The sequence below is a fragment of the Streptomyces aurantiacus JA 4570 genome (genome assembly GCF_000414115.1).
Lineage (GTDB): Bacteria > Actinomycetota > Actinomycetes > Streptomycetales > Streptomycetaceae > Streptomyces > Streptomyces aurantiacus_A.
The window spans coordinates 10,758-24,146 of the sequence record NZ_AOPZ01000558.1 but is presented as its reverse complement, the minus strand read 5'-3'; the positions used below and the strand labels follow the sequence as shown (position 1 = coordinate 24,146).

Here is a 13,389-nt window from a genome sequence, read left to right as displayed (position 1 = left end):
CCCGCGTGCGCCCGCACCGCCACCCGCACGACCCCGTCCAGGACCCGCCGCAACCGGTTGTGGCTGCGCCCCGAGTTGACCGTTGTCGTGGCGAGCGCCGGGAACGGTGGGTGGGGCCGACAGCAGGCGATCTGCCGCATCGGCGATGACCTGCCACGCCGAGCCGGGCTCGTCGGAGATGGCGGCGCCGACCCGGTTGGGAGCTGTAGGGGAGCTGCGCACCGGCCGGTGAGCGGTCGGTGCGGGCCCGGTCTACCGGTTCGCGGCTTCGCGAGAGGCGATCCGGTTCGTGCGACCGACCGCGCGGCCCACCGCGTTGCGCACCGCGAGGCCCGGCCGGGTGCGGGGCACCATGAGCCTGGAGAGCAGACCGACACGTCGCTGCCGCGGGCCTACCTCGCGGCGGAGCCGCGACTCGTAGGCGGCGAAGGCGCGGGCGTGATCACCGGGATGGGCGGCGAGCTCTTCCGCGAGGGCGTACGCGCCCGCCATCGCCATGCTGGACCCGTCACCCAACAGGGCTGTCGCCGCCGCCGCGTCCCCGAGCAGTACGACCCGTCCGCGGGACCACGAGGGCACCCGGACGGTGGTCAGGGGGTCGAAGAACGGAGCCGGGTGGTCGAGGAACGCCGCCACGAGTTCCGGTGCCCGCCACCGCACGTCGGCGTAGGCGTCGGCCACGGTCTGCTTGTGAAGGGCGATGTTCTTGCGGTCGTGGGGCGCCGGCTGTGCGGCCCGGAAGGTGAAGATCGCGAGCGGGGTGGTCCGCGAGGGGTGGACGACCAGCATCCGGTTCGGCACGGTCAGCATCGTCATCTCGCTCGGGTCCTCGATGGCGTCGGGTTCCAGCGGCACGGTCGCGCCGTACAGGCCCAGATCGCTCGCGAACTGCCGCTCGGGGCCGAATACCAGGCGCCGTACGGTGGAGTGCATCCCGTCGGCACCGACTACCAAGTCGAAGCGCCGTGGCGCGGACCGCCGGAAGGTGACGTCCACCCCGCCTTCGTCCTGGTCGAGAGCGGTGACCGTGTCGTCGAACAAGAACTCGGCCTCGGTCTGCGCCGACCGGTGGAGCACCTCGGACAGGTCGGCTCGGGTCACCTCGACCGTCGGATTCTTGTCCGAGGTGAGCGGGAGTTGCAGGATTCGCCTGCCGCCGGGGTCGAGCAGGGACAGCGACCGATTGCGGGTGGCGAGCCCGTGGAGCTGCGGGAGGATGCCCATGCGGTCGGCGACCGGGATCGCGGGCCCCTTCACGACGATCGCGCTACCACCGGAGCGCAGCTGCCGGGCGTGTTCGACGACCGTCGGCCGGTATCCATTCCGGGAGAGCCAGTACGCGAGTGCGGGCCCTGCGATTCCAGCACCGACTATCAGCACCTCGGGCTTCTTCATGACGATGACCTCTCGGAGTGTCGATGACCAGGTCCCCGGTGAGTGCCGGTGCCGGGGCTCAGGGCGCGGCGGCACGGGGCAGCACGGCCCGGGCAAGGTACGAAAAATTTCGTACCTCAGTGGAGCACGCCCTTCAGGTACGATGCAAGTCGTACTTGAAGGAGGTGCGGCGTGGCCGGGAGGAACCTGGTCGGCCCGGAGGCCGATGCGCTCAATCTGGGTGCGGTGTTTCGCGCCCTCGCCGACGAGCACCGTCGTTCGGTGATGACGGAGTTGGCCACCGACCGCAGCGACAGCGAGCGGGGCTGCAACTCGTTCGATCTTCCGATCTCGAAGCAGACCCAGACCCACCACTTCCGGGTCCTGCGCGAGGCAGGTCTCATTGACGAGGTCGACTACGGCAACCGCAAGGGCATCCGACTACGACGCGCGGACATCGAGAAGAGATTCCCCGGGCTGCTCACGCTCCTGGGCGCAGAGTCCCCGGGCGGTACCGCTCCTCGCTGAGGGTCGTGTCCCGCGAAGTGGCGCAGGCATCGCGGCGTACTCCTGACGGATGGAGGCCCGCAGGCCCGCCTCGGGGCCGGCATCGGTGATCGTGTCCGGGGCGCCGTCCGTGGCCAGTGGATCGGCCGGGTCAGAGGGAACGCAGCAGCCGGTCCAGGGTCGGCCAGAGGGAGGCGGCCCGGTCGCGCGGGACGGCGTCCTCGGCGTAATACCACCAGAAGTAGCCGCCGACGAACCTCGGCCCCACGCGCTTCTCCAGCGCGGACTGCATGCCGTAGTAACGCTGGGCGAGGCGTTTCTTCTCCGCGAGGCCCGGATCCTTGGCCAGGCCGTCCTGCTTGCGCTGCGCGCCCACCTCCCCGATGCCGAGCTTCGCGCGGGGAAACGTCTTGCCCAGGCGTACGAGCGTGGCGCCGATCTGGTCCGCCGTGGGGTGCTGGGCCGGGGAACAGGCGGTCTCGTAAATGCTCAGCAGTACGAAATCGGCACCGCGCTTGAGCCGTTCGGGCATCAGCCGCGCGTAGGCCGACGTCGGCTCCCACGCCTTCTCGTAGCAGTCTGGCCCGGACCAGTGATTGAGCGTGAGGGCGGTCCGTCCGCCGTGCTCCTTGACCACGTCGTACGCAGCCAGCACCTTCGCGTTGATCTCCCCGGGACTGTCACCGGTCCACGAGCCGTTCAGCTCGTTTCCGATCTCCCACACGTCGATCCGGTCACCGTAAGCCGCGACGAACTTCTCGGTACGCTCACGGACCTGGCTGACGCTGAAATCGGACAGCGCGTCGGAGTCGAGCAGCTCTCCCATGAGATAGGCATGGGGGCGCAGCCTGCCGATGGCCGCCGCGTAAGCCCTCACCGGGGTGTCCTGCTCGAACACGATGCGCACCGTCGGCGCGCGCGAATGGTCCGAGACGGCGCGTACGAGCTGCTCGCGGTCGACCACCGAGTCGGTCGTGACCCCCCGCAGGGGCGAGGGGAGAGGGCGGCCCGGCTCTGTGTCGAGACGGGCATGGCCGGTCCCGCCCGACGTCTCAGGGCCGGCCGGTCCGCAGGCGGCGGCGCCGAGGGCGAGGGTCATGGCGATCGCCACCGCACCGGCCCGGCTCAACGACCCACGTGCCGCTTGCTTGAGGGCGCCGGAGCTCATTCACTTTCCCTTTCTTCCCGCGCTCGGATGACGGTGGTGAACGCCACCCGGTCGACTGCCGTGTTCGACCAGAAGACTGGTGGTGGTGAAGTGCTGGAAGTACAGCCGCGGCAGAAGCAGCGCACGTTCCGTCGCCGCTGCCTCCCCCTTAAGGCCACCCCACCACGTGTCCAGTACGGCGAGCACGCGGAGAGAGGTCGACCGTTGACACCCAGGGACCCCAACGGCGCGCCCCCGCCCGTGAGTTCACGGCCGCCCTTGTGCGTGTGCTCCCGCTGCCTGGGGCGCCCGGCGGTCCCCTGAGCCATCGGCTGCCGCCGGGGTGAACCCCTGTTCCAGGGCGAGTTCACGCGCGACGGCCATGTCGCTGAACGGAAGCAGCCGCTCGCGCACGGTCTGGTGCGGCTCGCTGCCCTTGCCGGCGATGAGGACGGTGTCCTGGGGGCCCGCCGCGGACAGGGCGAAGGCGATCGCCGCGCGGCGGTCGGCGAGGCGCTCGAAGGGCGTGCCGGTCGCGGCGAGGCCGGGCGTGATCTGGTCCAGGATGGCCTCCGGGTCCTCGTCGCGGGGGTTGTCGGAGGTCAGGACGCACAGATCGGAGTGGCTCCCGGCGATCCTGCCCATGTCGGCCCGCTTCGTGGTGTCCCGGTCGCCGCCGCAGCCGAAGACGGTGATCACCCGGCCGCGCGTGTAGCCGCGGATGGTGGTCAGGACCTTGTCCAGGGAGTCGGGGGAATGGGCGTAGTCCACGATCACGGAGGTGCCGTCGGGGGTCTGGAAGCGCTCGAACCGGCCGGGTACGGGCGGCATTTGGGCGAGTGCGGCGATGAGGGCGTCCAGATCGTGTCCCAGGACGTGGCAGGAGGCCAGCGCGGCAAGGGCGTTGGCCACCGAGTACCGTCCCGGGAACGGTATCGACGCCGGATACGAGCGCCCCCCGTGCCGGAGGGTGAACCGCGTGCCCGCGGCGCTCACGACGAGCCCGGTCGCCCGGTAGTCGGCCGGTACGTCGAGCGCGTACGTGGTCACCGCGCCGGGCATCAGCGCCCCGATCCCCCTGCCCACGGGGTCGTCGGCGTTGACCACCGCGTACCGGCACAGGCCCTGGAAGAGCCGGAGCTTGGCGTCCCGGTAGTGGGCCATCGTCCCGTGGTCGTCCAGGTGGTCCTGCGTCAGGTTGGTGAACACCCCGACGTCGATGAACGTCCGGTCCACCCGGTGGGTCAGCAGGGCCATCGAGGTGGCTTCGAGGACCACGCTGCCCGTCGCCCGGTCGCGCATGTATCCCAGCAGGTACTGCAGGTCGGGCGACTCGGGAGTGGTGAGCACCGAAGGCGGCATCGGGATCAGCTCGTCGCCGATCCGGCTGCCGGCGGTCCCGATGACTCCCACCTTCGCCCCCGCGGACATCCGCAGGACGGCTTCGACCATGTACGAGACCGAGGTCTTGCCGTTGGTGCCGGTGATCGCGACCATGTCCATCCACCGCCCCGGTTCGCCGACGTACCGGGAGGCGATGACGGCGGCCGCCCGTCGGGTGTCCGGCACCCGCACGGTGCACCTGCCCGCGGGCCACGACGTCTCCGGATGCGCCGGATCCGGAGACCCTTCGACGATCACGGCGGCGGCCCCGCGTGCGAACGCCGCCGGCACGGAGCCGGGTCCGCCCTCCCGGTGTCCGGGCACGGCGATGAAAACGGAGCCGGGCGTGACCCGGTCGACGTCGAAGGTCGCACCCGCCGTGACCTGAGTCCTGCTCGGGTCGCCCTGGAGTACCTGATGTTCCTGTCCGGCCAGCAGCTCGCTGAGCTTCACAGTGATCCCTTCGAGGTGGCTCGGCCCGGTCGCGCGGCCGGAGCCAGGTGGCAGCACCGGCGGAGACCGGCAAGCTGTGGTGGTGACGTGGAGCGGGGAAGGGAGATCGCCCGGCGCGCGGCATGAAGGAGCGGCGAACCGGTGCGGGAGGCGGTGCGGGGAGCGCTAACCGTGCCCGTGGAGAGCGCGTGCGATACGCCGGATCTGATGTGTCGCGACGTCAACGACGTCGACCACCGGATCGACGGCGACTGGGCGCAGTTCTGCGGCCGCCCTGTGCGGGCACTGCCTCATAGAACCCATGCGACCCATGAGCCCGAGTGTACGGCCGTTCCGGTGGCCCTCGGTCCAGATCTTGCCGCGGGCCGGGGCCGGTTCACCCCAGCACCTGGTACAGCCCCTGCCCCCGCGGCCCCGTCCCCACCTTCCGCAGCGCGGGATCGTCCGCCCGCAGCCCTCCGTCTCCGGGGTACGCCACAACCCACCGCACCCGGTACCGCCGCAGCACTTCCACCCGCTCCGCCCGGGGCGTACGAGGGGCGAAGTACCGGCGCACGGCGTCCGCCCGCGCGACTTCGTCCGGGAGGAAGAAGTCGGGGTAGCCGGGGGCCACGGTGTAGGCCCCGTACGCGGGGATCTGCCGGGCGGGGAACGTCTTCGCCAGCACGACATCCCCGTACCGCACCCACGGAGTGATCCACCGGTAGCCGGGCCACGGCGGCCGGTACTTCTCGGTGGCGGCGGAGGGAAGCGCCCCTGAAGGCAGGACGTATCCGAGCGTCCCGGCCTGGGTCCACGCGCCGACGGCGAGGGCGGCGGCGAGCACCCCGGCGAAGACCTGCCGGACGCGGTCCGCCCGCACCACCCCGGCCGCCTTCACGGCAGCCGCGACCTGCGCGGGCAGCAGCGCCGCGGGCAGCGCTCGCCCCCACGAGTAGTGGCCGCTCACCCCGCCCAGCACAAACACGAGCACCCCCAGCGCGAAGAACAGCACCAGCGGATCCCGCCGGTCCCGCCGGAACCGCAGGGCCAGCGCGGCCACGCCCACCAGGGCCAGGCCGAAGCGGCCCGGCAGGTTCCGGTACAGCCCACGGTGGATCTGCTCCAGGTCACCGCCCGCGCCGAAGAGGTCGAAGAACGGGTAGTACGGCCAGGCGGCGAGCACGGCAAGGCCCAGGGCGAGGCCCGCGCCCAGGGGCAGCAGGACCGCACGCGAGGGCCACGGCCGCGCGCCCAGGAGCATCGCCGCCGCACCCAGCGAGCCGACGACACCCGTGAACTGGTGGGTGAGGAGGACGGCGGCCCACAGCACGCCGAGGCCCAGGAACACCGGCCACCCGGAGCCCGCCCGCAGGGCCTTCCGCAGCCACGCCCACAGGTGGAAGGACAGCCCGAGCGCGAACGTACTCGGATACGACACCGTCAGGGCAAGGGAGTTGAGCCCGAGGAAGCCGCTCCACTCGAAAACGGAAGGGCCCCACAGGAACAGCACGCACAACACGGCGAGCGGCACCGCGGCCCGCCGCGCCGTCAGCGCCCGGACGAAGTGCCACACCCCCGACAGCAGCAGCACGAGACCAGCCACAGCCGCGACCCGCAGCACCCCGAACGCGCCCACACCCGTCGCCTTGGCGACGCAGCCGAGGAGGACGGTCCACGGGGAGTAGTAGGGGCTGGGTACGTCCGCGTCGACCAGCGGGTCGCCGGGGTGGAGCGGGTCGTGGCGGAGGCGTTCGATCGTCGCCGCGTGAATGCCCAGGTCACCGACCCAGGGAAGGCGGACGACGACGGTGAGGAGAAGGACCGTGACGGCGCCCGCCACGGACCGGAGCACCCACGTCCAGCGGGACTCGCACCGGCTACGGCCGCCGGGCGTCATGGTGGGCCCGGTCCTTGAACACCCACGTCCGGTACACCAGGAAGCGGAACGCCGACGCCAGCACGATGGACTGCGCCTTCGCGATGTTCGAGCCGAGCGGCCCGCTGAGGCCCGCTCCGTGGTACGCGGCGTAGAAGAGCAGGCTCTCCATGACCACGCCGATGCCGCTGAAGACGAAGAAGAGGGCGATCTGCCGCTTCGTGCGGGACGCACGGTGCCGGTAGGCGAAGAAGCGGAAACCGAGGTAGTTGGTGCCCATCGCGACGCAGCTCGCCAGGACCGTGGCGGTCATGGGGGCCGAACTCAGGCCGTGCAGGAGGAGGTTGAAGACGACCAGGTTGACGGCCACCCCGCTGCCGCCGACGACGCCGAACTTGACCAGCTCCAGGAACAGGCGGCGCAGCCGCGCCAGGGTGAGCCGGGGAGCGGGGGCGGGGGCCGGAGCGGCGACGGCGGCCGGCGCCTCGTGCACCGTACTCGTCATGCGGACGACCCCGGACCCGGACCCGACCCTGAACCCGGACCCGACCCCGAACCAGGCCCGGAACCCCGCCGCGGCCCGCCCCGCACCCGCAGCTTCCACGGCATCACGACCGACTCCAGCTGCACCATCAGGTTCATCTTGGACTCGCCGACCGTGCGGTCCTCGAAGTGGATCGGGACCTCGACGACCTCGAAGCCGCGCCGCAGCGCGCGGTACTTCATCTCCACCTGGAAGCTGTATCCCGCGCTGTCGACGGATCCGAGGTCGACGGCGCGCACCGCGTCCGCGCGCCACAGGTTGAAGCCACCGGTGATGTCACGGACGCGGGTGCCGAGGATGGTGCCCGCGTAGGCGTTGGCCCAGCGGGAGAGGAGCTTGCGGTGGGCGCCCCAGGCGTCGGAGAGGGTGCCGCCCTGGACGTACCGGCTGCCGAGGACGACCCCGGCGTCCGTGGCGAGCGCGACGCCGAGCAGTTCGGCGACCTTCGCCACGGGGTGGCTGCCGTCGGCGTCCATCTGCAGGACGTAGTGCGCGCCGTCCTCGACGGCCTTGGCCATCCCGGCGGCGTAGGCGCGGCCGAGGCCGTCCTTCTCGGTGCGGTGCAGCACGTTCATGCGGCGGCGGCCGTACGTCTCCTCGTGCCGCCGCGCGCAGTCCTCGGCGAGGTCGCCGGTGCCGTCGGGGCTGGAGTCGTCGACGACGAGCAGGCTGAGGCCGGGCAGCGGCAGGGCGAGGAGCGCGTCGGCCATGCCGGGCAGGTTCCCCGCCTCGTTGTACGTCGGCATCACGACGGTCAGCGGTGTGGCGGCCCACTCCTCGGGGAGCCGTCCGGCGCCGAGCGCCCCGACCGCGCGCTCCGCCGCGTCGAGCGGACTTGCTTCTGTCATCGGCTCACCCTGCTCCGTCCGGGGTCCATCCGGGATCCATCCGGGATCCATCCGTCAGACAATCTCATCTACCGTAGCCCAAATGCCGGAATTGACGGCATTTGGCGACGCTCATCACCCGTTCCGCCGGAAAAGCCGACGGGGGCGCCCCGCACCACACGGTGCGGAGCGCCCCCGGCAACGTAAGACCTACGAATGCGTGCGCAGCAGCGTCCGCATCGTCCGCATGGCCACCGACAGGTTGGCCAGGTCGAAGGCGTCGGAGCCCTGGATCTCCTCCAGGGTGGTCCGGGCCCGGCCCAGGATCGCCGCGTTCTTCTCCTCCCACGCCTTGAACCGCTGCTCCGGCGTGGACGCGCCGTTGCCGACGGCCAGCACGTCGGAGGTCAGCGCGGCGTGCGCCGCGTACAGGTCCTCGCGGATGGAGGCGCGGGCCATCGACTGCCAGCGGTCGGCCCGCGGCAGCTCGATGATCCGGTCCATGAGCTGGGTGATCCGCAGCCGGTCCGCGAGGTCGTAGTACACCTCGGCGACGGCCAGCGGCTCCTTGCCCATGCGGTCCGCGACGGCCACGATGTCGAGCGCCGGGAAGGCCGAGGAGAACCCGGCGACCCGCTGGGCCAGCTCGTCCGGGACGCCCTCCCCGGTCAGCTCCTCGCGGATGCCCTCGTACCACTCCAGGTCGGAGCCGCGCATCAGCTTCGGCAGCTGCGTCCACACCTGGGCGACGCCCTCGCTGAAGAACTCGACGGTCTCGGCGAGCTGCACCGGCTGCGGCCGGTTGTTGAGCAGCCAGCGCGTGCCGCGCTCGACGAGCCGGCGGGAGTGCAGCCGCACCCGCGTCTGCACGTCGGCGGCCACCACGTTGTCCAGCGCCTCCACGGCGTCCCAGACCTCGCCGAGCCCGAAGATCGCGCGGGCGCAGAGCTGCGCGCGCACGATCTCCTCCAGGGAGGCGCCGGTCTCCTCGCGCAGCCGGTGCAGGAAGGTCGAGCCACCGGAGTTGACGGTGTCGTTGACCAGGACGGTCGTGATGATCTCGCGGCGCAGCGCGTGCCCGTCGACCTGCTCGGGGAACTTCTCGCGCAGCGCCTTCGGGAAGTACGCGTGCAGCAGCCGCCGCAGGTAGTCGTCGTCCGGCAGCGTCGTGTGGATCAGCTCGTCCGCGGCCACGATCTTCGTGTACGCGAGGAGCACCGCGAGCTCGGGCTGCGAGAGGCCGCGGCCGGAGTTGAGCAGTTCGCGGATCTGCCGGTCGGCGGGCAGGAACTCCAGACCCCGGTCGAGCTGGCCCTCACGGCCCAGGCGGCGCATGAAGCGCTGGTGGGCGTGGAGCAGCGAGGGCGACTCGAAGACGGAGTTGGCGAGCGCCGTGTTCTGCGCGTAGTTGTTGCGCAGCACCAACTGGCCGACCTCGTCGGTCATTTCGGCGAGCAGCTTGTTGCGCTGCTTGACCGTCATGTCCCCGGCCTGCACCACGGCGTTCAGCAGGATCTTGATGTTCACCTCGTGGTCGGAGGTGTCCACGCCCGCGCTGTTGTCGATGGCGTCCGTGTTGATACGGCCGCCGGCGCGCGCGAACTCGATCCGGCCGAGCTGGGTGAGGCCGAGGTTGCCGCCCTCGCCGACGACCTTCACGCGCAGGTCGGCGCCGTCGACGCGGATCGCGTCGTTGGCCTTGTCGCCGACGTCCGCGTGCGACTCGGCGCTCGCCTTCACGTACGTACCGATGCCGCCGTTCCACAGCAGGTCCACCGGCGCCTTGAGGATGGCCTGCATCAGCTCGGCCGGGGTCATCTTGGCGCCGCCGGTCTCGATGCCGAGGGCCTGGCGGGTGTGGGCGTTGAGCTGGATCGCCTTGGCCGAGCGCGGGAAGATCCCGCCGCCCGGGGAGAGCAGTTCCTTGTTGTAGTCGGCCCAGCTGGAGCGCGGCAGCTCGAACAGGCGGCGGCGCTCGGCGTAGGAGGTGGCCGCGTCCGGGTTCGGGTCGATGAAGATGTGCCGGTGGTCGAAGGCCGCGACCAGGCGGATGTGCTCGGAGAGCAGCATGCCGTTGCCGAACACGTCACCGGACATGTCGCCGACGCCGACGACCGTGAAGTCCTCGGTCTGGGTGTTCACGCCCAGCTCCTGGAAGTGCCGCTTCACGGACTCCCAGGCGCCGCGCGCGGTGATGCCCATGCCCTTGTGGTCGTAGCCCGCGGAGCCGCCGGAGGCGAAGGCGTCCCCGAGCCAGAAGTTGTACGACTCGGCGACCTCGTTGGCGATGTCGGAGAACGTCGCCGTGCCCTTGTCGGCCGCGACCACCAGGTACGTGTCGTCCTCGTCGTGCCGGACGACGTCCGCCGGGGGCACGACCTCGCCCGCGACCAGGTTGTCGGTGATGTCGAGCAGCGCCGAGATGAACGTCTTGTAGCAGGCGACGCCCTCCGCGAGCCACGCGTCGCGGTCCACCGACGGGTCGGGCAGCTGCTTGGCGACGAAGCCGCCCTTCGCGCCCACCGGCACGATCACGGTGTTCTTCACCATCTGCGCCTTGACCAGGCCGAGGATCTCCGTACGGAAGTCCTCCTTCCGGTCGGACCAGCGCAGACCGCCGCGCGCGACCTTGCCGAAGCGCAGGTGCACGCCCTCGACCCGCGGCGAGTACACCCAGATCTCGTACGCCGGGCGCGGCTCGGGCAGGTCGGGGATGGCCTGCGGGTCCAGCTTCATGGAGACGTAGCCGTGCGGCTTGCCGCCCGCCGCCTCCTGGAAGAAGTTGGTGCGCAGCGTCGCCTTGATGACGGTGAGGAAGGAGCGCAGGATGCGGTCCTCGTCGAGGGATGCGACCTGGTCCAGGGCGCCGTCCAGCTCCTCCAGGAGCCCGTCGGTCAGCTCGGTGCCCGCGCGCTGGCGGTCCGGGGACATCCGGGCCTCGAAGAGCGAGACGAGCAGCCGCGTGGTGTGGACGTTGTTGCGGAGGGTGTCCTCCATGTAGTCCTGGCTGAAGGTGGAGCCGGCCTGGCGCAGGTACTTGGCGTAGGCCCGCAGGACCATCGCCTGGCGCCAGTTGAGGCCGGCGCGCAGGACCAGGGAGTTGAAGCCGTCGACCTCGGCCTCGCCGGTCCAGGCGGCGGCGAACGCCTCCTGGAAGCGGGCCCGGCCGTCGTCGCCCAGGTAGTCGCCGTTGCCGTTCCCCGACTTCGGCATGCGCAGGCCGAAGTCGTAGATCCAGGCGCTGGTGCGGTCCGAGCAGCGCAGCTCGTAGGGCCGCTCGTCGGTGACCTCGACGCCCAGGCGCTGCAGGACGGGCAGCACGGCGGACAGCGAGATCTGCGCGCCGGCCCGGTAGATCTTGAAGCGGCGCTCGTCGGGGGCGGCGCCCACGGGCTCGTACAGGCTGAGCGCGAAGTCCTGCTGGCTCTGCTGGGAGAGCCGCTCCAGGTGGACGAGGTCGGCGACCGCGGCACGCGGGGTGTGGTCGGCCTTGTAGCCCTCGGGGAACGCGTTGCCGTACCGGCGCAGGAGTTCCGCGGCGCGCTCCTCGCCCAGCTCGGCGGTCAGCGCCTCGCCGAAGCCGTCGGCCCAGGAGCGGGCGGCCTCGACCAGGCGGGCCTCGATGCGCTCGACGTCGGCGTCGGAGAGATCGGGGACCTCGCCGCCCTTGGGGACGCGGACGACGAAGTGGATGCGGGAGAGGATCGACTCGGTGTTCCAGGCCGTGAAGTCGACGCTGGCGCCGTTCAGTTCCTCCTTGAGGATGTCGATGATCCGCAGCCGGACGCCGGTGGTGTAGCGGTCGCGCGGCAGGTAGACGAGCGCGGAGTAGTAGCGGCCGTACTCGTCCTTGCGCAGGTACAGGCGCAGGCGGCGGCGTTCCTGGAGGTAGAGCACGGACGTGACGATGGACCGCAGCTCGTCGGGCGGGGTCTGGAAGAGCTCGTCGCGCGGGTACGTCTCCAGGATCTGCAGCAGGTCACGGCCGTCGTGGCTGTTGGGCGAGAAGCCCGCGCCCTTGAGGACCTCCTCGACCTTGCGGCGGATGACCGGCACGCGGCGCACGGACTCGGTGTACGCGGCCGAGGAGAACAGGCCGAGGAAGCGGCGCTCGCCGACGACGTTGCCCTGCTCGTCGAACTTCTTCACGCCGACGTAGTCGAGGTAGCTGGGCCGGTGCACCGTGGAGCGGCTGTTGGCCTTCGTCAGGACCAGGAGCTTGTGCTCGCGGGCCTTGGCGCGGGCGTCGGCGGGCAGCCGGTTGAAGGACGGGCTGACCGGGTGGTGGTCGTCGCCCTCGCTGTGCTGCGGGTCGGCGCGCAGGATGCCGAGGCCGGTGCCGGGGACGGCGGCGAGCGAGTCCTCGTCCGTCAGGTCGTACTCGCGGTAGCCGAGGAAGGTGAAGTGGTCGGCGGCCAGCCAGCGAAGGAGTTCGCGGGCCTCCTCGACCTCCTGGTCGCGGACGTCGTCGGCGGTCGGCTCGGTGGGCAGTTCGTCGGCGATGCGCAGCGCGGAGTCGCGCATCTTCTCCCAGTCCTCGACCGTCTCGCGGACGTCGGACAGGATGCGCAGCAGGTCGGCGGTGATCTGCTTCAGGTCGGAGCGGTCGGTCTCACGGTCGATCTCGACGTGGATCCACGACTCGGTGACAGCGTCGTGCGGGCGCTCGGCGCCGCTCGGGGCCTCGGGGAGTACTTCGAGGAGCTTGCCGGTGACGTCACGGCGGACCACGACCTGCGGGTGGATCACGACGTGGATGCCGCGTCCCTGCCGGGACAGCTCGTTGGTGACGGAGTCCACCAGGAACGGCATGTCGTCGGTCACGACCTCGACGACGGAGTGGCTGCACGTCCAGCCGTTCTCCTCGACGGTCGGGGTGTGCACCCGGACGTTGGCCGTGCCCTGAGGGCGGTTCTCGGCCAGGCGGTAGTGGGAGTAGGCGGCTCCGAAGACGTCGACCGGGTCGCGGTCGGTGAGGTCCTCGGGGGCGGTGTGCAGGTAGTAGCGCTGGAGGAACGCGAGCACTTTTTGGAGGTCGGCGTGGTCGGCCGGGCCCGTCGCCTGGTCCGAGCCGCCCCTCCCGCCGCTCTTGCTCCCGCCCGTGGACCCGGTCGGTGCTCCCGTAGGCAGGCGCCCCCCGACCGGGCTGTTCTCAGCTACCCGGGCCGCCCGCGCGAGCAGCTCGGCCTTGGCTTCGTCCAGCTTGGTCTGCATTGTCCTCTGACTCCTGTCGCGCGCCGTTGCGTGACGTAGAAGGAAGTGATGTGACATAACGCTGCGACGCGGGGTCTCCGGT

General features: G+C 71.1%; 8 protein-coding genes. 1 reads left to right on the top strand and 7 read right to left on the bottom strand.

The annotated features are described in order from the left end of the window. Positions 1-252: 252 nt before the first annotated feature. Positions 253-1,395, bottom strand: a complete 1,143-nt coding sequence (locus STRAU_RS38250; RefSeq protein WP_016645750.1) for an FAD-dependent monooxygenase — start codon at positions 1,393-1,395, stop codon at positions 253-255. A gap of 171 nt (positions 1,396-1,566) precedes the next feature. On the opposite strand from STRAU_RS38250, the gene STRAU_RS38245 reads away from it, so the two are divergent. Further along, positions 1,567-1,902, top strand: a complete 336-nt coding sequence (locus STRAU_RS38245) for an ArsR/SmtB family transcription factor (RefSeq protein ID WP_016645749.1) — start codon at positions 1,567-1,569, stop codon at positions 1,900-1,902. A gap of 130 nt (positions 1,903-2,032) precedes the next feature. On the opposite strand, the gene STRAU_RS38240 is transcribed toward STRAU_RS38245, so the two are convergent. The 6 genes from STRAU_RS38240 to STRAU_RS38215 all read right to left on the bottom strand — a co-directional run bounded on the left by STRAU_RS38240 (position 2,033) and on the right by STRAU_RS38215 (position 13,307). Continuing rightward, complete coding sequence (locus tag STRAU_RS38240; RefSeq protein ID WP_106968180.1) at positions 2,033-3,049, bottom strand: Tat pathway signal sequence; 1,017 nt, start codon at positions 3,047-3,049, stop codon at positions 2,033-2,035. A 246-nt stretch (positions 3,050-3,295) separates the two neighbouring features. Next, complete coding sequence (locus STRAU_RS38235) at positions 3,296-4,864, bottom strand: UDP-N-acetylmuramoyl-L-alanyl-D-glutamate--2,6-diaminopimelate ligase (RefSeq protein ID WP_016645746.1); 1,569 nt, start codon at positions 4,862-4,864, stop codon at positions 3,296-3,298. A gap of 376 nt (positions 4,865-5,240) precedes the next feature. Next, positions 5,241-6,743 (bottom strand): hypothetical protein, encoded by a 1,503-nt coding sequence (locus STRAU_RS38230; RefSeq protein WP_052029456.1) that lies wholly within the window; start codon positions 6,741-6,743, stop codon positions 5,241-5,243. Further along, complete coding sequence (locus STRAU_RS38225; protein WP_016645744.1) at positions 6,724-7,227, bottom strand: GtrA family protein; 504 nt, start codon at positions 7,225-7,227, stop codon at positions 6,724-6,726. Before STRAU_RS38225 ends, STRAU_RS38230 begins: the two co-directional genes overlap by 20 nt. Then, positions 7,224-8,114: a polyprenol monophosphomannose synthase gene (locus STRAU_RS38220; protein WP_016645743.1), complete on the bottom strand. Its 891-nt coding sequence runs from the start codon at positions 8,112-8,114 to the stop codon at positions 7,224-7,226. The genes STRAU_RS38225 and STRAU_RS38220 overlap by 4 nt, the downstream gene beginning before the upstream one ends. A 189-nt stretch (positions 8,115-8,303) precedes the next feature. Continuing rightward, positions 8,304-13,307, bottom strand: coding sequence for an NAD-glutamate dehydrogenase (locus tag STRAU_RS38215; protein ID WP_037664679.1), 5,004 nt, complete (start codon positions 13,305-13,307; stop codon positions 8,304-8,306). Positions 13,308-13,389 lie beyond the last annotated feature (82 nt).